This is a genomic window from Pseudomonas sp. PMCC200344 (assembly GCF_030053095.1).
GTDB classification, from domain to species: domain Bacteria; phylum Pseudomonadota; class Gammaproteobacteria; order Pseudomonadales; family Pseudomonadaceae; genus Aquipseudomonas; species Aquipseudomonas svalbardensis.
In genome coordinates this window covers 2,778,993-2,801,389 of record NZ_CP125618.1, presented here as the reverse complement: position 1 = coordinate 2,801,389, position 22,397 = coordinate 2,778,993, and the positions used below count along the sequence as shown (strand labels likewise).

15 protein-coding genes and 2 pseudogenes are annotated in these 22,397 nt (G+C 59.0%); 8 read left to right on the top strand and 9 right to left on the bottom strand.

The annotated features are described in order from the left end of the window. Positions 1 to 129: 129 nt before the first annotated feature. The 3 genes from QFW87_RS12640 (at position 130) to mapR (ending at position 3,527) form a co-directional block, all read left to right on the top strand. Positions 130 to 363 (top strand): DUF3203 family protein, encoded by a 234-nt coding sequence (locus QFW87_RS12640; RefSeq protein ID WP_283184377.1) that lies wholly within the window; start codon positions 130 to 132, stop codon positions 361 to 363. Between the two features lie 195 nt (positions 364 to 558). Next, positions 559 to 1,989: a cytochrome c oxidase accessory protein CcoG gene (gene ccoG, locus QFW87_RS12635; RefSeq protein ID WP_283190657.1), complete on the top strand. Its 1,431-nt coding sequence runs from the start codon at positions 559 to 561 to the stop codon at positions 1,987 to 1,989. A 128-nt stretch (positions 1,990 to 2,117) separates the two neighbouring features. Next, positions 2,118 to 3,527 carry a GntR family transcriptional regulator MpaR gene (gene mapR, locus QFW87_RS12630; protein ID WP_283190656.1) on the top strand — a complete coding sequence of 470 codons (1,410 nt, stop codon included), beginning with the start codon at positions 2,118 to 2,120 and terminating at the stop codon, positions 3,525 to 3,527. A gap of 78 nt (positions 3,528 to 3,605) precedes the next feature. Here mapR and QFW87_RS12625 read toward each other — a convergent pair. Next, positions 3,606 to 4,567: pseudogene (locus QFW87_RS12625) on the bottom strand (IS110 family transposase). A 405-nt stretch (positions 4,568 to 4,972) separates the two neighbouring features. On the opposite strand from QFW87_RS12625, the gene QFW87_RS12620 reads away from it, so the two are divergent. The 3 genes from QFW87_RS12620 (at position 4,973) to QFW87_RS12610 (ending at position 7,532) form a co-directional block, all read left to right on the top strand. Continuing rightward, the gene (locus QFW87_RS12620) at positions 4,973 to 6,316 is read left to right on the top strand and encodes a sodium:proton antiporter (RefSeq protein ID WP_283190655.1); all 1,344 of its coding nucleotides are present in this window, start codon (positions 4,973 to 4,975) and stop codon (positions 6,314 to 6,316) included. A gap of 188 nt (positions 6,317 to 6,504) precedes the next feature. Next, the gene (locus QFW87_RS12615) at positions 6,505 to 6,801 is read left to right on the top strand and encodes a hypothetical protein (protein WP_283190654.1); all 297 of its coding nucleotides are present in this window, start codon (positions 6,505 to 6,507) and stop codon (positions 6,799 to 6,801) included. Positions 6,802 to 7,055: 254 nt separating this feature from the next. Beyond that, the gene (locus QFW87_RS12610) at positions 7,056 to 7,532 is read left to right on the top strand and encodes a hemerythrin domain-containing protein (RefSeq protein ID WP_046055244.1); all 477 of its coding nucleotides are present in this window, start codon (positions 7,056 to 7,058) and stop codon (positions 7,530 to 7,532) included. A gap of 56 nt (positions 7,533 to 7,588) precedes the next feature. Here the strand turns inward: QFW87_RS12610 and QFW87_RS12605 are convergent, their stop codons facing one another. After that, positions 7,589 to 8,125 (bottom strand): hypothetical protein, encoded by a 537-nt coding sequence (locus tag QFW87_RS12605; protein WP_283180351.1) that lies wholly within the window; start codon positions 8,123 to 8,125, stop codon positions 7,589 to 7,591. A gap of 76 nt (positions 8,126 to 8,201) precedes the next feature. Continuing rightward, positions 8,202 to 8,583, bottom strand: a pseudogene (locus QFW87_RS12600) (hypothetical protein). A 138-nt stretch (positions 8,584 to 8,721) separates the two neighbouring features. Here QFW87_RS12600 and QFW87_RS12595 point away from each other — a divergent pair. Next, positions 8,722 to 8,967 carry a hypothetical protein gene (locus QFW87_RS12595; RefSeq protein ID WP_283180352.1) on the top strand — a complete coding sequence of 82 codons (246 nt, stop codon included), beginning with the start codon at positions 8,722 to 8,724 and terminating at the stop codon, positions 8,965 to 8,967. Positions 8,968 to 8,976: 9 nt separating this feature from the next. Here the strand turns inward: QFW87_RS12595 and QFW87_RS12590 are convergent, their stop codons facing one another. From QFW87_RS12590 to QFW87_RS12580, 3 genes are all read right to left on the bottom strand, one after another. Further along, entirely contained in the window at positions 8,977 to 10,896 is a 1,920-nt protein-coding gene (locus QFW87_RS12590; protein WP_283180353.1) for a PAS domain-containing sensor histidine kinase, read from the bottom strand. 99 nt (positions 10,897 to 10,995) lie between these two features. Further along, complete coding sequence (locus QFW87_RS12585; RefSeq protein ID WP_283190653.1) at positions 10,996 to 13,296, bottom strand: ATP-dependent DNA helicase; 2,301 nt, start codon at positions 13,294 to 13,296, stop codon at positions 10,996 to 10,998. Continuing rightward, on the bottom strand, positions 13,293 to 14,960 hold the full coding sequence (locus QFW87_RS12580; protein ID WP_283180355.1) for a VRR-NUC domain-containing protein: 1,668 nt from the start codon (positions 14,958 to 14,960) through the stop codon (positions 13,293 to 13,295). The genes QFW87_RS12585 and QFW87_RS12580 overlap by 4 nt, the downstream gene beginning before the upstream one ends. Before the next feature lie 207 nt (positions 14,961 to 15,167). Between QFW87_RS12580 and QFW87_RS12575 the strand changes: the two genes are divergently transcribed. Then, positions 15,168 to 15,392: a YgdI/YgdR family lipoprotein gene (locus QFW87_RS12575; RefSeq protein WP_283180356.1), complete on the top strand. Its 225-nt coding sequence runs from the start codon at positions 15,168 to 15,170 to the stop codon at positions 15,390 to 15,392. Between the two features lie 133 nt (positions 15,393 to 15,525). On the opposite strand, the gene QFW87_RS12570 is transcribed toward QFW87_RS12575, so the two are convergent. The 3 genes from QFW87_RS12570 to QFW87_RS12560 all read right to left on the bottom strand — a co-directional run bounded on the left by QFW87_RS12570 (position 15,526) and on the right by QFW87_RS12560 (position 22,234). Beyond that, complete coding sequence (locus QFW87_RS12570) at positions 15,526 to 17,379, bottom strand: polyurethanase (RefSeq protein ID WP_283190652.1); 1,854 nt, start codon at positions 17,377 to 17,379, stop codon at positions 15,526 to 15,528. Between the two features lie 95 nt (positions 17,380 to 17,474). After that, a complete protein-coding gene (locus QFW87_RS12565; RefSeq protein WP_283190651.1) occupies positions 17,475 to 19,163 on the bottom strand; it encodes a polyurethanase in 1,689 nt (562 codons plus the stop codon). 23 nt (positions 19,164 to 19,186) lie between these two features. After that, entirely contained in the window at positions 19,187 to 22,234 is a 3,048-nt protein-coding gene (locus QFW87_RS12560; RefSeq protein WP_283190650.1) for an autotransporter serine protease, read from the bottom strand. Positions 22,235 to 22,397: the final 163 nt, after the last annotated feature.

Here is a 22,397-nt window from a genome sequence, read left to right as displayed (position 1 = left end):
CCTTGTGATAACTGAACAGAAAGTTGCTCTATTGAGGATGGACCGCGTCGACCATTAATCGGTTGCACAGAACGATGATCCTCGGCTGTGCCCTAACACTTTAGAACCCGCAGAAAAAAGGACACCTCCATGACTGTGCGCATCGAAAACCAGACCTGCTTCTTCATCACCGAGAACGGCGAAGAAATTCGTTTGTGTCCCGACGTCACCATCATTACCGACTCGGAAAAAGCCATGTCGGCGGTGGAGCTCGACGGCCAGCGCATCTACATTACCGAAGCAGAAGCCGACGCATTGACCGTAGCAGGCGCAGTCGACGGGCGTAAGCATTTGAAGGCCACCGACAGTGATTCGGTGATTTGACTGACCCGGATCAATAACACCCGCAGACGCTTGATACAGGTGTCTGCGTCCCGCTGTAGCGGGTGCATCAACTTGTCGCAGGCAGCGGATCAATGCCCATCTGATCCGCTTTTTATTGCAATAGGTGAGTCTGTTATGCAATCAGATCGCCGCTCATAGTGCTCAGGCCTGATGGAGGCTGATGAGCGAAAGACCATGAGCGATAGAATCCCCGTCCGAATTGTTGAAAGTGCACCGCTAGTGCAAAGCTACGAGCCTTCGCGTCCAAAGATGAAGGCCAAGTCCAGCGACAACCTGATCCACACCCGCAGCTTCACCGGTTTATTCCGCACCCTGCGCTTGAGCGGCGCGGGGTTTCTGTTTTTGCTGTTCTTCGGCACGGTGTGGTTGAACTGGGGCGGCCGCCAAGCCGTGCTCTGGGACCTTTCCGAAAGCAAATTCCACATCTTCGGCGCAACCTTCTGGCCGCAGGATTTCATCCTGCTGTCGGCGCTGCTGATCATTGCCGCGTTCGGCCTGTTTGCGATCACCGTGTTCGCCGGGCGAGTCTGGTGCGGTTACACCTGCCCACAGAGCTCCTGGACCTGGATCTTCATGTGGTGCGAGAAACTCACCGAAGGCGAACGCAACCAGAGGATCAAGCTGCAAGCCGCGCCCTGGGGCCTGAACAAACTGATCCGCCGCTCGGCCAAGCACACCTTGTGGCTGGCCATCAGCCTGTTGACCGGGCTGACCTTTGTCGGCTATTTCACCCCGATCCGGCCGCTGGCCGAAGAACTGCTGACCTTGCAGATGGGCGGCGTCAGCCTGTTCTGGGTGCTGTTCTTTACCGGCGCGACTTACATCAACGCCGGTTGGCTGCGTGAAGCGGTGTGCATGCACATGTGTCCGTATGCGCGGTTCCAGAGCGTAATGTTCGACAAAGACACCCTGACCATCTCCTACGACGTGGCCCGTGGCGAAAACCGTGGCCCGCGCAAACGTGACGTGGCACCGGCTGAGGTCGGCCTCGGTGATTGCATCGACTGCCAGGTGTGCGTGCAGGTCTGCCCGACCGGCATCGACATCCGCGACGGCTTGCAGATGGAATGCATCGGCTGCGCCGCGTGTATCGACGCCTGTGATTCGATCATGGACAAAATGGGCTACGCCCGCGGGCTGATCAGCTACACCTCGGAGCATCAGTTGCAGGGCGGCAAGACTCATTTGCTGCGGCCACGATTGATCGGCTACACCGTGGTCCTGCTGGTGATGATCGGTGCGCTTGCCCTGGCGCTGGTGGAGCGGCCAATGGTGTCGCTGGACGTGAGCAAGGACCGTGGCCTGTTCCGCGAGAACAGTCAGGGGCAGATCGAAAACATCTACAGCCTCAAAGTCATCAACAAGACTCAGCAACGTCAGGACTATCGTCTGACCTTGGTCGATAGCGACGGTTTCCTGCTGCAAGGCAAGACCGAACTGAGCCTGGCACCGGGTGAGATTGTGGATGTGCCGGTGTCGGTGGCGATGACCACGGAACGGCCGAGCAGCAGTTCGCAGACGATTACGTTCAAGATCGCCGACAGCGATGATCCGGGCATTTATAGCGTGGCGAAGAGCCGGTTTGTTGCGCCGATGAACCGTTGATCCCTTAGACTGCGGTGCTGCCATTCGCGAGCAAGCTTCGCTCCTACAGTCAATACCTACCGTAGGAGCGAGGCTTGCCCGCGAAGAAGTCACCTCGATTTTACTGAATGACACCAACCGGGCACTCGATGAAACGCTACGAAAAATTCGCCGATGACATCGCTGAACTGATCCGCTGCGGCGTTCTCGGCCCCGGCCAGCGCGTGCCATCGGTGCGCTACGCCAGCCAGACTTACGGGGTCAGCCCGTCCACGGTGTTCCAGGCCTACTACCTGCTCGAACGCCGCGGCTTGATCCGCGCTCGCCCGCGTTCCGGCTACTTCGTCAACGCACACGCGCCGAGCCCGTTCTCGGAGCCGGTAATCAGCAGCCAGGTCAACGAGTCCACCGAAGTCGACGTCAGCGAACTGGTGTTCTCCGTCCTCGATTCGATCAAGGACCCGAACACCGTGCCCTTCGGCTCGGCTTTCCCCAGCCCGACCCTGTTCCCCCTGCAACGGTTGTCCCGTTCCCTGGCCAGCGCCGCCCGCGAGATGGACCCGCGCATGGTCGTCACCGACATGTCGCCGGGCAACCCGCAACTGCGTCGACAAATCGCCCTGCGCTACATGGTCGGCGGGCTGATGCTGCCCATGGAAGAACTGCTGATCACCAACGGCGCGCTGGAAGCGCTGAACCTGTGCCTGCAAGCGGTCACCGAGCCCGGCGATCTGGTGGCCATCGAAGCCCCGGCGTTCTACGCGTGCCTGCAAATCCTGGAGCGGCTGAAGCTCAAAGCCGTGGAAATCCCTGTGCATCCGCGCGATGGCATCGACCTTGGCGTACTCGCGCAAACCCTGGCACGGCACCCGATCAAGGCTGTCTGGTGCATGACCAGTTTCCAGAACCCGATGGGCGCGACGATGCCCGAGGCGAAGAAACAGGAACTGGTTGAGCTTTTGCGCAGCCATCAAGTGCCGTTGATCGAGGACGATGTCTACGCAGAGCTGTATTACGGCCAACAGGCGCCGAAACCGGCCAAGGCTTTTGATACCGAAGGGCTGGTGATGCACTGCGGTTCGTTCGCCAAAAGCCTGGCCCCCGGCTACCGGATCGGCTGGGTCGCCGCCGGGCGTTATGCGCAGAAGATCGAACGGCTGAAACTCATGACGTCGCTGTGCGCGTCGATGCCGGCCCAGGCGGCCATCGCCGATTACCTGCAACACGGCGGCTACGACCGGCACCTGCGAAAACTGCGTTACGCCCTCGAAGAACAGCAAAGCGCCATGCTCGCCGCTATCGCGCGCTACTTCCCGGCGCAAACCCGTGTCAGTCAACCGGCCGGCGGCTACTTTTTGTGGCTGGAATTGCCACCGCAGATGGATTCGCTGAAGTTGTTTCAGATGGCGTTGGCGCAAGGAATCAGCATTGCCCCCGGGCCGATCTTTTCACCGACCCAACGCTTCAGGAATTGTATTCGACTGAATTACGGCAGCCCCTGGGATGAGACTGCCGAGAAGGCGATGGAGACGTTGGGCCGAATTGTGCGGTCGTTCTGAGAGTTTGATGGCGTCGGGTCTACCGCCTTCGCGAGCAGGCTCGCTCCCACAGGGGAATGCGATCAACTGTGGGAGATTCTATGTTGCAGGGCAACCCCGCAACCTCAGGCCGGGTGGTATTCGCTCTGATTTTTCATCAGGGCAAATGCCACCCGGCAGAGTTTCCGGGCAAGGGCCACCAAGGCCTGGGTTTTCGAGAAGCCTCTTGCCAAATACGACTCGTAAAACGGTTTCCATTTAGCTGAGCGACAGGCTGCCATTGCGGCGTTGTAAGCCAACCGGCGGACTTCCGGATCCCCTTTTTTTGTCAGGTGCCGGGGGCCGTTCTTCTTCCCGGAGTCATCGACCGTAAGGTCCATCCCTAGAAACGCGATGAACGCATCACTATTGGCAAAATCACCGCGCATAAAGGTCGTCGCCAACCCGGTTGCAGTCAGTTCGCCAACCCCTTCGATGGCTTTGCAGCGGTCGATATTCTCTTCAATACCCGCCTCTTTGCTGACCTTGCGCAGCAGTTTCTGAATGGCCTGATCCGCTTGCTTGAAGGCCTTTTGCTGGGCGCTCTGTACTTTCTTCAACAAGGGTTCATTGGCCCAGCTCAGCATCAGACCGGCATGGTTCTGGATCAGCGTTGCACGTCTGTGGAGCAGGCTTTTCAGCGAGGTGTAGGCCTTGGGTGGTGGGCTCCAGATCCGCAGTCCGTCTTGTTCGTTCGTCAAATAACGCGCCAGCAGACGGGCATCGCAGGGATCGTTCTTGGCTCGTTGGCCGATGCCGCGGCGATAGTTGCTCACCCGATAAGCATCCACGACATAGACCTGGTGCCCCATCGCATGGGCCAGCTCGACGGTGTCCAGGTGGTAGATGTTGGTGGCTTCAACGGCGATAGCGCTTTGGGCGGGCAATGTTTTAAGCCAGCGTTTGAGGGCTGTTCGATCGTTCTTGATGGTGTCAGTGGTTAGCCGGTCGGAGCGATAGACAACTATTTCGGCCTTGGCGATATCGACGCCAACCACCGTCTGCGAAGTAAGGATTGTCATGACGAATCCTCGGAGCTAGGGTTTAAGAGCTTGTCGGGGTCTACCGTTGCGCTGGCTTGCCTCTATCGTCGGTTTTACCGATGAATTCCTTATCGGCGCTTTGGGTAGAAGGGGCGGGATGAGAAGTCTCCCACGGTCTGTACTGGTCAGAGTCAGAATCGAGCTTTTAGTCCCGCCCACCCCTTCAAGTCTAAACATACAAGCGAGCTTGCTCGCTCCCACAGGCGGGTTGTGTGTTTTCCAGAGTGTCGTTGCGTCTGAGGCGTCGGATTGCTGGTGCTGGTCACCCTCCTGGTCTCAATGATCCTGCTATGGTTCAACGTATTACACCTGAATACCTGCGCGCGACCGTCGGTTGATCGCCAAAGGCTCTACATCGCAGCACGCACCCGACGAGTACCGAGCATGAGTTTCATTTTGTGGGTGGCGGTGTTGGGTGCGGTGCTGCTGACGCTGGCGCTGACCTCGTCGTACCTGCGCTGGATGCCGGTGACCACGTCGGCGGTGTGCCTGGTGTTGGGTGTAACCATCGGGCCCGCGGGGTTCGGGTTGTTGAAACTGGACACCGAAGATGCGTCCACCTGGATGGAGCATCTGACGGAAGTCGCAGTGCTGTTTTCGTTGTTTGTCTGTGGTTTGAAGTTGCGCTTGCCGCTCAGGGACAAAACCTGGCGCATTGCCTACGGCCTGGCCGGCCCGGTCATGGTGTTGACCATTGCCGGCGTGAGTCTGTTGCTGCATTACGGTTTCGAATTGTCCTGGGGCGCGTCCGTGTTGATCGGCTCGATTCTGGCGCCCACCGACCCGGTGCTCGCCGCCCTGGTGCAAGTCAACGACGCCCGGGATGATGACAGCGTGCGCTTCGGGCTGTCGGGTGAAGCCGGGCTCAATGACGGGATCGCCTTCCCGTTTGTCATCCTCGGCCTGCTCCTGGTGCAACACGACGGCAACCCCGGCTGGCTGAGCGACTGGGTGCTGCGCAGCTTATTGTGGGCAGTCCCGGCCGGTTTGCTCACCGGCTACTGGATGGGACGCGGCATTGGTCGCCTGACCTTGTTAATGCGCATCAAAAATGACGACAGCACCCTTTCTCCGAATGATTACCTCGCCCTCGCCTTGATTGCCCTGGCGTATGTCGGGGCCGAGTCGATTCACGGCTACGGCTTTCTGTCGGTGTTCGCTGCCGGCCTGGGTTTACGCCACGAAGAAGTCAAATCCACGGGCGACGACGAACTTCCCGCCGAGCATCTGGTTCAGCCTGTCGTGGGACATCAGAACGTCGAACCGCAACATGCGGTTCACGGTGATACCGCAAGACTTGAAGACACTCAAGTCGCCGCGGGCATCATGATGGGCGACATGCTCGCCTTCGGCAGCCTGGTGGAACGGGCCATGGAAGTTTTTCTGGTAACGCTGCTCGGCGTGGTGCTGATGGCGCACTGGGACTGGCGTGCGTTGCCGATCGCTGGCGTGTTGTTTTGCCTGATACGACCCCTGAGCGTCGTCGCTATGCCTTGGGGCCGTTTGCTCAACGGCCACCAGCGAATGTTGATTGGCTGGTTCGGCATACGCGGTATCGGCAGTCTGTATTACCTGTTTTATGCCCTGAACCACGGGCTGGACCCGTCGATTGCAACGCTCTGCATGGATCTGACCTTGTGCGTGGTCGCGCTAAGCATCCTCATCCACGGGATCAGCACCCAACCGATGCTGGCTCGATATGAACAGCATAAGAAACGGGATATTTGATTTGATGTCTGTGCGTTCAGGGTCCGAATTATCGAATTTTCACGTTCATAAATTTGAAATTCTTTTGCAATCCAGCAGGTCACAACCTTAATCCTGCCCGGCTTTTGCACGGCGGGACTTGCCAGGCTCGGTTCCCCTGTGGCGTCGATGCCTATCAAAAGAGACCTCGAGAAAATCAGGTGCTGGTCATGATTCACTATTCCACCTCCGAAGAAATCAAAGCCTGCCGGGCCTTCGCCCTGGAACGTAATCATCAAATGTTTGAAGACGCCCAGGCACTGAGCCGCTGCGCCTGGGCGTTACTCGAGGTCAGCGACATGGATATGGAACTGTTTGATCGTTATCAGGCGATGCGCAGAAAGGCCGACTTGAAATTCGAGGAAGCGATCGAGCACTTGCGGCTGCTCAACGAAGATTTCCCGCCTGTCTCGATGTCCACGCAAAACGCTAATCGTTTGCTCCAGCAGCCCGAATCCAGAGCCTGAACTTGAAAAGCCCGGCACAGTCGCCGGGCTTTTTATTGTCTGGAACATCAATGCTCCACTGCGAACTGCATGAGCCGATTTCCGGACTCATGCAGGCTGCATGACCGCAGTTCGCCATCAGTCACTTCAACTTATTGTTTTATAAGGCAGTTATCGCACCGGCAAACCGGCACGACAAATGCTCAAGGACAATGAGCGACTTTCGGCCTTGAGACCGTTCGCGCTCACCCCTGACTCGTTGGAGAGACTCGACCATGAACGCCATAGACTTGTTGAAAGCCGACCATGAACGCGTAAAAGGCATCCTGACCCAGCTAAGCGAATCCACCGAACGTGGTGTTAAAAAGCGCGGCGAGTTGCTGGCCAAACTGGAAATGGAGATCGCCATCCACACCCGTCTCGAAGAGGAAGTCTTGTACCCGGCGTACAAGAAAGCCGGGGGTAAGGAGCAAGACGTCATGTATTACGAAGCCAAGGAAGAACATCGCACCGTTGATTCCCTGGTGCTGCCGGACTTGAAAGTCACCGACCCGTCCACCCCGGAATTCGCCGGTCGCGTGAAAGTGGTCAAGGAACTGCTGGAACATCACATTGAAGAAGAGGAAACGGAAATGTTCCCTCAGGCGAAAAAACTGTTGGGCAAAGCCACACTTGAAGAGCTGGGCGCGCAAATGGAAAGTTTGAAAGCTCAGTACAAGAAAGAAATGAGCGCAGCCAATCTGGCGGCTTGATGCACGTGGCGAGGCAACAAAAGACCTGGCTTGCACCGGGCCTTTTGTTGTCTGGTTCACGCGCCGGGGTTGGTCACCTGAATGTAAAACGCATAGCTGCCCAGTAGCACCCAGAACGTGGCGAAAATCCACGGCGTACGCACCGAAAACAGCAACGACTTGCGATAACCCTTATGGGACGACTCCATCTCACTGAACAGCGGCGATTCATCGTAGGCGAGGCCCATCAAGGGTTCGCTGCGCAACAATTCACTTTGCTTGAAATGCCAGTGATCAATGATGTCGTAGGCCGCGCGAATGCCCGGCCAGGCGTTGAGTGAACTGAGCAGCCCCAACAAAGCCAAAAAGGGTGGCACCACCAGCGTGAAGAGTTTCCCCCACTCGGGGTTGAGGTTGGACATGCAGGAAGCAAAGGCAATCACCAGAAACGATTGCGCCGCCAGGTAGGCATCCGTTCGATTGGCCAGAATGCTGGTTTCGTACTGGATTTCCCGGCGGTAGAAATCCAGGCGTTCCTTGGGTGAACCGAACATCTTCGCGTTGTGTTCGGTCAGGGCTTCTTTGGCGGGGGCTTCGGTCAGTATTCTTGGCACAAGTGTCACGCACGGGATGGGAAACGTTTAGAAGAAACGTTTAGAAGAAACGTTTACTGACAAGTTCAGCTGGATTTCAACGCGCCCTCCAGGCGCCCATCAATGCACCCCCGCCGCCGTACACCGGATCGGCCAAGGGAAGTGGGACCTTGGCGATTCGAGCAACGGACTGGTCGTGAGTCGTTGGTTCCGGACGCTGAATGTCATACTTTTCCTGGCCTTTTGGATACACCCAACACCTCATGCGCGGTCGAGTGGTAATGGTGATAATCGAACACCAGCGCCCGCCATTGAGCCGGCCAGTGATTGGCGTTGAACAACGCTTCGAACGCGCGGGCCTTGTCCGCCGATTTCAGCGCGACATTTCGATAAAGCAGCACCGGCAGGCGACTGTTGGGTGTCTGCCCGTCATCGTCGAAAAACAGGTGGGTCGGCGGGTGCTCAATCGAATGGCTCATGGCGGGAGTGCTCGAAGGCGCTATAAAGACTCTGAGCCGCTCAATGGCCAAAAATTCAAAGGCGTCGTGAGGCAAAGCACCGAACGGTGCCTCGCCACTGTGGTCCCTCAGATAAGGGTCTGACGTTAAGGAATGGGGATGGACTATCTCGATTGGGTGCAATGGCCAGCGATGCTGGTCACGGTGCTGGCGGCGTGGTTGATCGGTTCGCAAAGCCCCAGGCGCAGGGTCTCGGGCTTTGTCTGTTTTATCGTCAGCAATGTTTTATGGGTGACGTGGGGTTACCACACCCAGGCCTATGCACTGATCGTGTTGCAGTTTTGCCTGTGCGCCATGAACGTGCGTGGTTTCAAGAAGAACGCGGGAGCCGCGGCCGAACGTTGAGCTCGCTGGTCATTTCATGGTCGAGGCGATGATTTCCACCAGATTGAGTTGAGTAAACGGTTTGGACAGGCGCGGAAGTCTGGTTGCGAACCCTTCCAGGCGCTCGGCATAACCGGTGGCAAGGATGATCGGCAGGTCCGGCTTCATGGTCCGGATAGCCTGCGCCAGTTCCGCGCCATTCATCTGTGGCATGGCCATGTCGGTGATGACCAGGTCAATCGCTGATTCAGTGTCGAATACTTTCAGCGCTTGCGCCCCGGACGTCGCACTGATCACCCGATGCCCCAGGTCTTCGAGTAACAGGCAGGTACTGGTCAACACCAGGCTGTCATCATCCACGACCAACACGCATAGACGGTGCACCGGCGGTGCGGCCGCCTCGGTAACGGGCTTGGCAACCGAACCGGTCGTGGCGATGGGTATCCACAGTTCGGCGATCGTGCCTATGTCCTTCTGGCTTTTGAGGACGAATCGTCCGCCCAGTTGCTCGATGTAACCATGCACCATCGACAGTCCCAGCCCCGTGCCTTTGCCAACGCCTTTTGTGGTGAAGAACGGGTCCATTGCCAAACCGAGCGTGGCGTCATCCATACCCTCCCCCGTGTCGCTGACACTCAGGCAGACATACCGGCCTGACAGCAGGGATAACTGCGGTTGATCCCAGGTTTCTTCAGTCTTGGCACTGATAACGATTTTTCCGCCATGCGGCATTGCATCGCGGGCGTTGGTCACCAGGTTCAGTACCGCCAGTTCAAGCTGATTGACGTCGGCCAGGACCGGCTCGAGTTCTTGCGAAAAGCGGGTTTCGAGTACCACGGAAGGCCCGAGCGAACTGCGCAACAGCCCGCTGATCCCTTGCACCAGCGCCGGGATCTCGACGGGTTCGGCTTTGAGCTCCTGACGTCTGGCAAACGCCAGCATGCGCTGGGTCAGGGTTACGCCCCGCAAGGCCCCCTGAGTGGCGTTGTCCACCAATCGGGTAATATTCGGATCGCCCCCCACGCGTTTGCGGACGATTTCCAGATTGCCGAGGATGACGGTCAGCAAATTGTTGAAGTCGTGGGCAACGCCGCCGCTGAGTTGGCCGATGGCCTGCATTTTCTGCGCCTGAAACAGCGCTTCGCGGGTTTGCTCCAGCGCCTGCTGGGCTTGTGTGGCTTCGGTGATATCACGGGTGATCTTGGCGAAACCGAGCAGCGTGCCGGTTTCGCCCCAAATCGGATCGACCACGACATTGGCCAGGAACCGCGTACCGTCCTTGCGCACGCGCCAGCCTTTGTTTTCGAATCGCCCTTCACGGATTGCAATGTCCAGGGTCCGTTGTGGTTCGCCGGCCTCGCGGTCTTCCGGGGTGTAAAACATCGAAAAATGCTGGCCGATGACTTCTTCGGGCAAGTAGCCCTTGATGCGCTGAGCCCCAAGGTTCCAGTTGGTCATGCGGCCATCCGGGGTGAGCATGTAGATGGCGTAGTCAGTGACACTTTGAACCAATAGGCGGAATTGCTGCTCGCTTTGCTTGAGGGTTTCTTCAGCCATCTTGCGGTCGGTCAGGTCGCGGGTAATCTTGGCAAACCCTAGCAACTTACCCGACGGGTCAAGAATCGGATCAATGACGACGTGGCACCAGAAATGCGTGCCGTCCTTGCGAACCCGCCAGCCTTCCCCCTCGAAACGCCCTTCTCTGATCGCCGTGTCGAGCGCTCGCTGGGGCAAACCGGCACGGCGATCCTCTTCGGTATAGAACCGCGAAAAGTGCTGACCGAGAATCTCGGCCTCTTCATACCCCTTGAAACGCCTGGCGCCGGTGTTCCAGCTGGTGATGATGCCTTCGGGATCAATCATGTAGATCGCGTAGTCAATCACAGCATCGATCAACAGGCGAAAACGACTGTTGTCGATGGCGTTGGCTTTGGTCCGATCCTCGCTCATTGATCCCTCACGTCACTGTCTTTTTTTTGGAGTATGCGACAAACCGAAAATTTGGAAAGCTCGAAAACAACGCTGGGTGGCGGGTCTGGAACGTATGCCTCAGATTACCTGGTGGTCATACGTTCGCGGAGTTGCAAAAGAGGCTGGCGCAATCGACCACCAACGCGGCAGTAACTGCTTGACCTTGCTATCGCCAAACCGGTCATCGATCAACATCACCACCCCCTGATCCTGCTGGGTGCGGATCACCCTCCCCGCCGCCTGCACCACTTTCTGCACACCGGGAAACAGGTAAGTGTAGTCATAACCGGCACCGAAAATCGCTGCCATGCGCTGTTTCAACTGCTCGTTGACCGGGTTGAGTTGCGCCAGTCCGAGGGTGGCGATAAACGCTCCGATCAGTCGCGCGCCCGGCAAGTCGATGCCTTCGCCAAACGCCCCGCCCAGCACCGCGAAACCGACGCCCTGACTTTCGGCGGTGAACTGATCGAGAAAGTCCTGTCGCTGCCCTTCCCCCATGCCCCGGGACTGCGACCACAGATTGATGTGTGGATGTTTCTCGGCCAGCAACTGCGCTACTTGCTGCAAATAATCGAAGCTGCTGAAAAACGCCAGGTAGTTGCCGGGACGTTGGCTGAACTGCCGGGCAATCAGCTCGACGATTGGCGCAAGGGATGACTGGCGATGGACGAACCGCGTAGAGATCTGGCTGACGATGTGTACTTGCAGCTGATCGGCATGAAATGGCGATTCAACGTCTATCCACACCGTGTTCGCCGGCGTACCCAGCAGGTCGGCATAGTAGTGGCGAGGGCTCAGGGTCGCGGAAAACAGCACGCTGCTGCGTGCGGCCGTCAGGCGTGGGCGGATGAAGCCGGCGGGCACCACGTTGCGCAGGCACAGCTGCGACAGGTTGCGTTGGCGATCGAGGTCGCGCTTGCTGATGTCGAACAGAAACTGTTCATCGAAGAGTTCGGCCACCCGGCAAAATTGCAGGATGTCGAAATAGAAGTTCTGTAATGCCCCGTCCAGGCCTTGCGGATGATCGTTCAGGTAATCGCCGATGCTCGCGCTGCACGAGGACAACGCCTGAAGCAGTTTTTCCGGCGCCTTGTCATAGGCCTGATAGGCGCCGAGTTGCTGGTTATGCAGGGCATTCCACTCACGATTGACCCGCTGCAAGGATTTTTTCAACCCCTCGGGCGCGGTTTTTCGTACGCCGTTGAGGGTCGATTGGTCGAGGCTGGCGCTGTACATCTGCCGGCCGCGCTCCACCAGGTTGTGCGCTTCGTCCACCAGCACCGCGACTTTCCAGTTATTGGCCTGGGCCAGCCCGAACAGCAGCGCGCTGAAATCGAAATAGTAGTTGTAGTCGGCGACCACCACGTCTGCCCAGCGGGCCATTTCCTGGCTCAGGTAGTAGGGACAGACGTCGTGTTGCAGGGCAACCTCGCGCAAAGCGCTCTGGTTCAGCAGGGACAATTTGCTGGCCGCCTCGCGAGCGGCGGGCAAGCGATCATAGAAACCCTGGGCCAGCGGGCAGGATTCGCCGTGACAGGCTTTGTCCGGATGCTCGCAGGCCTTGTCCCGGGCGATCATTTCGAGCACCCGCAAGGGCGGCGCGTCGGCACTGTCGAGGATCACTTGCGCGGCGTCCAGCGCCAGTTTGCGCCCCGGGGTTTTCGCCGTGAGGAAGAACACCTTGTCCAGTTGCTGCGGCGCCAGGGCTTTGAGCATCGGGAACAGCGTGCCGACGGTCTTGCCGATCCCCGTGGGCGCCTGGGCCATCAAGCAACGACCAGTGCTGATCGCCTTGAACACTGACTCCGCCAGATGACGCTGCCCCGGTCGAAAGTCGGCGTGGGGAAACGCCAGTTGTTGCGCCGCCTGATTTCGCCCTTCGCGATGAGCCATTTCCTGTTCGGCCCAGTGCAGGAACAAGGCGCAATGTTGTTCGAAGAACAGCCGCAGTTGCTCGGCGCTGAAAGCCACGACCAGGCAGGTTTCCTTTTCGCTGACGATGTCGAAATACACCAGGGCCAGATTGATCTGCGCCAGCTCCAGTTTCTGGCACATCAACCAGCCGTAAATCTTCGCCTGCGCCCAGTGCAGCTGACGGTGGTTGGCCGGTTGCTTGCTCAAGTCGCCGCGATAGGTTTTGACTTCTTCCAGGCAATTTTGCGCGGGGTCGTAGCCGTCGGCCCGGCCCTTTACCTTCAACGTTTGATACAGACCTTCAAGCGCGACTTCACTCTGGTAGCCCTCGCTGCGCCGGGACGCCACCGTACGGTGCCCGACAATCCCTTCCAGCGCCGTCGGCGAAGGCGTAAAACGCAGGTCGAGGTCACCGACCTTGGCGGTGAATTCACACAGCGCCCGCACCGCGATGCTGTAACTCAAGCGCTCTGCTCCGCCCATTGCACGTAGCAGACGGCAATCGGCATCTGGTGCTCATGGCAGAACTCGAGCCAGCGCAATTGATTGTCTTGCAGGCGATCACCGGGGCCTTTGACTTCGATCATCCGGTAGGTTTTGTCCTGCGGCCAAAACTGGATCAGGTCTGGCATACCGGCGCGATTGGCCTTGATGTCCAACAGCAGTCGATTGAACCAGCGCTTGAGGTGTTCGGCCGGCAGGCAATCGAGTGCCTGATCGAGCAATTCATCGCTCAGCACACCCCAGAACACGAAGGGCGACTGCACGCCCCACTTGCTGGCATAGCGTTCACGAATCGTCTGCAGGTAACGCCCGTCATCGAGTTCAGACAGGCAACCCTGGAACAGCTCCACGCGGCGTGCGTGAAAGTCCTCATTGAGCAAATCCACCGGCCCACGCTGGAACGGGTGGAAAAACGCCCCTGGCAATGGCGCGAAAATCGCCGGCCAGCACAGCAGACCGAACAGCGAGTTGATCAGGCTGTTTTCGACGTAATGCACCGGCGCCGACTCTTGCGCCAAATGCGCCTGAACGTAAGACTCCACCGACAACGCCGGGTCGGTTCTGGGCAGTTGCAGGTCCAGGCGCAGCATCTCCCGTGGGGACGAGCGCTTTATCACCGGACCGCCCAATTTGCGCCGAAGCCTGGGCAGCACACGCAGCAATTGTTGATGCTCGGCGGCACTTTCCGGCGATTGCTCCACCGCGGCGGCCAGGTCCATGGCCAGTTGGTATTCACCACAGCGCTCCAACACCCGAATCAACCGCAGGCGCGCGCCGGGATAGACACACTCGCGGTAGATCGTCAGTGCAGTAGAGAAATCCGCCACGCGCTCGCAGTGCTGACCGATCTGGAACAACAGTTTGCCGCGACGTCGTTGCAGCCAGGGATTGCTCAGCGCCAGCCCTTTGATCTGCTCGACAATGCCGTCTACTGCTTCGCCGGCCTCGAAATGCTGCTGACACTCATGAAGGAAGAGACAGGCGTCCACGTCGTCACGGCTGCGCAGGCCTCGGGAGTCGGCACAGAACTCGACTTTTTCATAGGTAAAGATGCCCAGGTCAGCCAGCACGAACTCGGACCAGTCCTGGTAAAGATTGCCGAAAAACATCAAGCGCAGCCGGTCGCACAGACGCATGGTGGTCAGGCTGAACAATCGATCATCCAGCGACGTGCACCACTGGCCGAAACTTTGGGCCTGGGGAAACTGTTCGCTCAGTGCGGGCAGCCAATCGGTCTTTTTTCCCTTGGGTTGATCGATGGTGGCGCCAAAACACTGGAAAATTTCCGCCTTGAGCAACACCTCGAACAGCGCTTCGATCGACAGCGGCGATTGCTCATCGATCCAGCCCAGCGCCAGCAGTGGGCCGGCGGCGATGGCGATGTCGCCGATTTCGACGTAATGCAGCTTGCTCGCCCGGAAGTGATTCCCCTTGCGCATCACCATCCTGACCAGCAGCGCCCTGGACTCACGGGGCAACCGCTTGAACTCGCGGATGAAGTGTTGCTCTTCGACACTCAGCACATCGGCATAGCGAAGCTCAAGCCAATCAAGCACTTGCATGAAGTTGTTCAAGTAGTAGAACGGATCGTCGAGCGGGTTTGCAGTCACAGGAAAAAGGGCCATGGCGAGCGAGTACTGGTTATGCGTACAGATACCAGCTGCACCCTGCCCGGCGCAAACGAAAAAGGATAAGCGGCGGCCTAATTCGGTAATTTTTCGGGTGCCTATGAACTTTCTGCCAATCCATCGCACCAACCGCGTTAGAGGTACAGTGACGATTGATTTCGTTCATGGCAGTCGCGCTGTTTTTTTGAAGGATGAGAGGTGGTTATGAATATCAAGACTCTGGGCTTGCCCTTGGCGGTAGCGGCCTTTCTGGCCCTGGCCGGTTGCTCGACGCCAACGGTTGTGACGCTGCAGAACGGCACCCAGTATTTGACCAAGGACATGCCGAAAACCAAGACCCAGGACGGCTTCTTTGAATTCGAAGATATTTCCGGGGCGAAAGTGAAGGTCAAGGCCGATGAAGTGACCACGATTCGACAGGAAGACTGAATACCGAGTCATCGTTCATCGTCGGAACGCCGCCCGGAGCCGGCTCGCTCCCACATTGGATCTGTGGCGTTCACAAATCCCCTGTGGGAGCGAGCCTGCTCGCGAAGAGTCCCTCACAGACGGCGCATCACCCTCAGGCGATAACAACCCCTCCACTGGACAAACTATCCAGCCCAACCCCAACCAATGTCACCGAATCCCCCCCAAACGTCAGCACCGTGTCGTGCCCTACCGTCGTGGCATGCGCCCGGTAGTCGTCGTTCGGCGTCACCCCCTGAACCCCGAGAAACACCAGTTTGTCGTTGGCCTGGTAGCCAATCACCCGGTCCTGACCAAACGCGCCGCTAAACAGGAACGTATCGATCCCGCCCCCCGACTCCATCAAGTCATTGCCCGCCCCCCCGACAAACACGTCGTTACCCTTGCTGCCGATCAAATGATCGTTGGCGTCCAGTCCAAACAACCAATCGCCGCCAGCGTGAGCCTTGAGCGTATCGGCGCCGGCGCCGCCCTTTACCGTTGATGCGTACTGAGTCAGGTTGTTGCCTACTTTCAGGCCATCGGCAGTGACGCTGTGGGTCACGTCATCCTTGAACTGGCCCCACAGAAACCCCGGTTCCTTGGTCACAATGCTGCCGATGTCGCGGGTCATGCTGATGCCGCCATTGGCGTCGCGGATGTACAGGTTGCCGGCGCCGTCATTGGCGAAGTCGAAGTTTTTCACCGACTGCTGCACATCCAGCACGTTGTTGCCCTTGCCGCCCAACAGGATGTTGTAACCGCCACCGTCGCGGAAGGTATCATTGCCATCGCGACCTTCCAGATAGTCGTTGCCCCGGCCACCCTGGATCAGATCGTTGCCGTCACTGCCGATGATGAAGGTGCTGCCCTTGTGGGTTTCAGCGTTGCGATTCAGATCCTGAACCCAAGTGTTGGCGCGCGCCGGGGCCGACAGATTGGCAACGATGATCGTCGAGTCTTTACTGGTGAGGTCGTAGAACTTCGACTCGATTACCCGGTTCATGCCGTCGCCATAGGCGGTGGGTAAGTGCGAGATCCAGGTCGGGATGTTGAGGATGGAAAACGGCAGCACATTCCACGCTGTCGAAGCGTAGTGGTCGTTAAAGCTGACGATGTTATCGGTCGCCGAGACCTTGGCGGCATCGTGCACGCCCACCGACGACAGGTTGAACGATGAGCCGTCGAGGGCACGGAACACCGGGTCGTTCTCGTAACCGACGTTCAGCACTTTGTCGGTGCTGCTTTGGGTCGGCGAGGCGTAGGCGATGTAGTTGGAATCCTTGTAGAATCCGGCCCACTTGTCGTTGCTCAAGTCTGCCAGGCTATTGACCGCCAGCCCGCCGAGGCTGTGACCGCTGACCAGCACGTCCTTGCCCGACAGGCCTTTGGCCAGGGCAAAGGCCGCCACGTCGCTGAGCAGATTACCGAAGGCTTCGCCGACGTAGTTTTTCGCATAATCCTTTGGCCCCAACGCCGCCAGCAGATCATTGATCACATCGCCGATGGAGTCGCTGATCTGGCTTTCTCGTGGGCCACTGGTGCCGCGAAAAGCGATACCGATTTCGCTGAGATGACCTTGCGCGTCGTACTTGCCAAGGATTTCCACCTGAGCGCTGGTGTACCCGGCCTTCTCGCCGAAGAACGTTCCCCGTGCATCGACCTTGCCGTCATAGCCCAGTTGCGTGGCGGTGATCGGCGTCCAGCCGGCTTTCTGCACCGCGTCCAGTGCGGCTTTTTCCGAATCGGGGTTCCATGGGATTCCGGGAATGACGCCCTGGGAGTCGGTACCACCGATCAGTGCTGTCACCAGTGTGGCCGGCAAGCCAAGGCCGAAGCCGTTGTGCTGATAGCCGGTGGCAAAGCCGTTATCCAGGTTGTGATAGGAATACAGCGTGATCGCCATTGCGTCGGTAAATAACGCTTTGGAATCTGCTGTACCGAAGTTTTTGTAGTCGTACACACCCATTGGTATTGCCTCTCTCGTTGTTGGAATTGTCAGAGATAGCTCACAACCAGGACGCCCGATCACGAGGCGCCCCGGAGCATTTAGTGCATGCAGCCTCAGGCAAACGTAATGCCTGAAGCCGACAGGTTATCCAGTCCCACCCCCACCAGGGTCACGGCAAAGTCGCCAATCTTCAGCACCGTGTCGTGGCCCGACTGCGAAGCGTGTTGCGTGTAGTCATACCCCTGCCCCGCGCCCTGCACGCCCATGAACAGCAATTTGTCGTTGCTCTGGTAGCCATTGACCACGTCGAAACCGAAGGCGCCGCTGAACAGGAACGTGTTGTTGCCACCCGAGGCTTGCATCACGTCATTGCCCGCTCCACCGACAAACGTCACCTGGCTTTTGTCGCTGCGCAGCAGGTCGTCGCCGGCATTGCCGAACAACCAGTCGCCGTCGACGCTGGCTGCCAGTGTGTTGCCGTAGGCATCACCGTGAAGCGAGTGGTTGTACTGGGTCAGTTCGCTGCCGTTAAGCAAACCGTTGGCGGTCACGCTGTAAGTCACCTCCTTGCTCCCCCACCATGAGCCCGACTCCTGACTAACCAGCGCGCCGATGTCGCGGGTCATGCTGATGCCGCCATAGGCATCACGCACGTACAGCGTGCCGTCGCCGTCGTTGGCAACGCTGAAGTTCTGCAACGGCTTCTGCAATTCGAAGGTGTTGCTGCCCTTGCCGCCCAGCAGGAGGTTGTAGCCACCGTCATCGCGGAACCGGTCATTGCCATCGCGGCCTTCGATGAAGTCATTGCCGGCACCGCCCTTGAGCAGGTCGTTGCTGTCGGTGCCGATTATGAATGTGCTGCCGGTGTGAGGTTCGCCGCTGCGACCGAGGTCCTCGACCCAGGTTTTGCCCCGGGACGCTTGCGCCAGGTTGGACACGATCAGCGTCGAGTCCTTGTCCGTGAGGTCGTAGAAACGCGAGTCGATCACCCGGTTCAACCCGTCGGCATACCCCAGCGAGCCGTGAGCCGACCAGTTCAGCGGGTTGAGGATGCTGAACGGCACCAGGTTCTGCGAGGTGGACGCGTACTGGTCATTGAAGTTGACGATGTTGTTGGTCGCCGAGTCCTGGTGTCCGTCGTGCTTACCCAGGGAGCCGCTGCTAAACGTGGTGCCGTCGAGTGCCCGAAACACCGGATCGTTTTCGTAGCCGATGTTCAGCACGTTGTTGCCGGTGGCGCTTTGGGTCGGCGAGGCGAACGCGATGTAGTTGGCCTCCTTGAAGAAACCGCCCCAGTTGTTGCCACTCAGTTCGGCGAGGCTATTGACCCCTAAGCCGCCAAGACTGTGACCGCTGACCAGCACGTCCCTGGCGTTCAGGCCATGGGCGAGCGCAAACGCGGCGACGTCCTTGAGCAAACTGTCGAAGGCGTTTTTCGCGTAGTTCGTCGCGTAATCCACCGGGCCGACAGCAGCCAGCAGGTTGTTTTTCATGTCGCCGAAGGTGTCGCTGTAACCCAGGCCGCCGGTGCCTCGGAAGGCAATGCCGATACCGATCAGCTTGCCCGCCGCATCGTACTTGCCGAGCACTTCGGCTTCGGCGCTGGTGAAGCCGTCCTTCTCGCCATAGAAGGTGCCTTGTGCACCGACCTTGCCTTGATAACCCAGCTGCGTGGCGCCAATCGGCACCCAACCGGTCGCCGGCAGTGGCTGACCGGTTGGCGTGTACGCATACAGCGTCAGCGCGATGGCATCGGAGTACAACGCCTTGCCGTCAGCATTTTTGTAATCAAACAGTCCCATAGGTTTGCTTCCTTTGCGTCAAATCAGAACTGCCAGTCGAGCGTCAGACCCACACCGTGGTCTTTCTCGCGGGAGCCGAGCAGTCCGTTGTAATCCAGGCTCACACGCACATCCTGCGCCACCGCCAAACCGGCCCGCGCACCCACAACGGCGGCGTTGCGGTCCAGGGAAACGCTCTGCACGCTGAACGCGGTGTTGCCGTTGGCGAAGGCCAGATGATCTTCGGAACGGGTGTTGCTCAGGTTGTGCTGCCAGCCCAGCGTGCCGGACAGTTCCAGCTGCTGTTGGTCCGACAGGGCAATCGCTTTGCTCGCCCGCAGACCGAGGGTCGAGAGCACGGCGTCGCGGTTGTCTTCGCCACCCTTGAGCGCCGCGGCATCACCTTTCTCGGTGAAGCTGTCGCTGTTCAGGTGCACGTAAGCCAGTTTGGCGAACGGTTCCAGCGCCAGCGGTTGCAGGTCCAGGCGATACGCCGCTTCGGTAAACAGTTGTGCGGTTGTCGCATCGCGTTTGGATTTCTGTTTACCGCTGACGTCGCCGAATTGCAGGTCACGTTTCACATCGATGCGGTGCCAGCTGTAAGCGCCGCCGACGCTCAGACGCAGTGCATCCATTTCATGGCCCAGATAGGCGCCCAAGTGGTAGCTATCGACGGAGGCTGACGAATGCGTCCCATCGCCCATGCTCAACGAACTGTCGCTGTAACCGGTCACGAAACCCAGCCGTGTATCTTCAGTGATCAGACCGTCGACACCGGCCAGCAAGCCGCCGATGGAGCTGTTGGAACTGGCGTTGTCATGCCCGCCATCGCTCTTGCCCCAGGCGCCGAGGACTTTGACCCAGGCGTTGCTGCGGTCATCGGTGGGTGCCGCAGCGTTGAACAGATCACGTTCACGCAGGCGTTCGCCGACGGCATCGCGCAGGTAACGGCTGTCGTTAATCAGCAGCGTGCCGATCGCCGGATGAATTTCACCGGACAGTTGCTGGAAGGCTTGTTGCGCGACGGCCGCAGTCGGCGACAACAGCAAGGTTTCATAGAGCGGATTGCCCGCACCCAATTGCTCGGCAGCAGCGGCAACGGCGCGTTGATTCGGGGTTTGGCCGACGCTGGCGAAGGACGCTGCGGTGCGCTCTACCGCCAGTTGGATGCCATTGGCCGAGTAGCCGAGTGTGCCTCCGATGAACAGATAATCCGGGAGCACGGCGCCGAAACGCCCTTCGATCCCGCCGGCCGCTTGCAGAATGTTGTACTGGTTACCGAGCAAGGATTTCACTTCGCTGGTGGTCAGCAAGGTCGGGCTATTTTCCAGGGACAGGCTGACGGTAGCGCCGTCGATCACGGCTTTGCCGCCCGCCACGATCCGATCGCTGCTGGTCGGCGATAACTCCACGGCGTAGGTCGAGCCAGGCTCGAAGGTGACGTCGCCCGCCACTTGCAAGGTGCCGATGGAATTGCCTGGCGCTACGGTGCCACCGCTTTTAGCGGTCAATACGCCGATGCGGCCATTACCGCCGAGGATCCCGCTGTCGTTGACGGTGACCGCCGAGAGCAGCGAGCCGTTGATTGCCAATCGGCCCTGATTGACCAGCGTCGGACCGGCGTAGGTGTTGGCGCCGGTCAGCACCAACGTGCCGATGCCCTGCTTGGTCAGGCCACCATGGCCGGAAATGTCGTTGCGCCACGTGTCGAGGCCGCAGTGCACGTCATTGCACACGCGTTCGGTTGGTTTGCCCGCGTCGATAATCGCGCCGATGCCTGGCAAATCCGCCACAAACTGGCTGGAACCATAGGCACCCTGAATGCGGAACTCCTCGGGAATGTCCTGCTCGGTGACCAACATCGCCGGGCCATCGATGCCTTTTCGCAGGTTGATCATGCCCCAGCCGTACAGCGAATCGACACCTGGCGCACCGAGGTCGGTGGCCGTGGTGCGCAACACGCTGGCGACCTGGGCGCCGGTCATGTACGGGAAGCGTTCCATCAACACGGCCATGGAACCGGCGACATGCGGCGCCGCCATCGAGGTGCCGTTGTAATTCTTGTAGCCGGTGGTCAGGTTGTCGGCGTTGGTACCGCTGATGATCGAGCTGTAGATCTTGCTGCCCGGTGCGGACACGCAAAAGCTGGCGGTGTAGCCGCAGCGTGAAGAGAAGGTGCTGATGTTGTAGAGGTCCGGGCTGTTGAGGTCCGGGTTTTTCTGCAACGCCGCCACGGTCACCCAGTTCGGCGCGATGTCCGGGACGAAATAGCCCAGACCTGCGATAGCGTCCGGGTTGTTGAGGTTGTAGTCGTTGCCGGCCGCGAAGATCGTCACGATACCGCTGCGGGCCGCCGCGATGGCGCCATCGTAGGCTCCGCCCGGTTTGGTCCCGAGCAACGGACGGATCTCGTTGAACTGCAATTGCGCGTCTTGCACGGTGAAATGCGGGTATGCGGGGTTGCGTCCGCCGAGGTCGAAGCGATCGGTGATGCCGATGCCCCAACTGTTGTTGATGATCCGCGCGCCGCTGGCGATCAAGGCATCCCAACCGGCCTTGTAGACTGCGCCGTCGTTGCCGCGAATGATGCCGTCCTCCGGACCCGGATCTCCGTTGTCCGCACTGATGATCTGAGAGCCAAACGCCACGCCATGCATCGGGCCGCCATCGCGACTGCCGGCAGCGATCCCGCCAACGTGGGTGCCGTGGGCACCCAGCTTGCCGTCGGAACCGATCGAGGGCGAACCGTCGTAGCGAAACGCATCGCCGGCTTTGACCGGGATGTACGGGTCGGTGTATTCGCGAATGCCGCTGGTGACCAGAGTGATTACTTTGTTCGGGCCGGAGAATTCCGGATGCGCGGCGTAGACCGGTTGGTCGAAGATCCCCAGCTTCACGCCTTTGCCGGTGTAACCGGCGGCGTAGGCCTCTTGTGCGTTGACCGCTCCCAGCCCCCAATCGGCATTGAATTCAGTGCTGCGCCAACTGTTGGGATCGCCCGCTCTACCGTTTTCCACGTAAGGCGCCGCTTGCGCGGTACCGAGGCTGGCCAATGCGCAGAGCATGGCAAGGTTGTTGTACTTGTTATTCATCCAGCTACCGTCCTTAGTTGTGTTGCCAAAATCCCTGTGCCTAGAAAGCACCCATTTTTATTTGTGAAACACGCCCCCCTGTAGCTGGCGAAGCCTGCGTCCGGCTGCGAAGCAGTCGTAAACCCTGAATGCACGGTGTAACTGATGGACCGCAGCGTCTGAT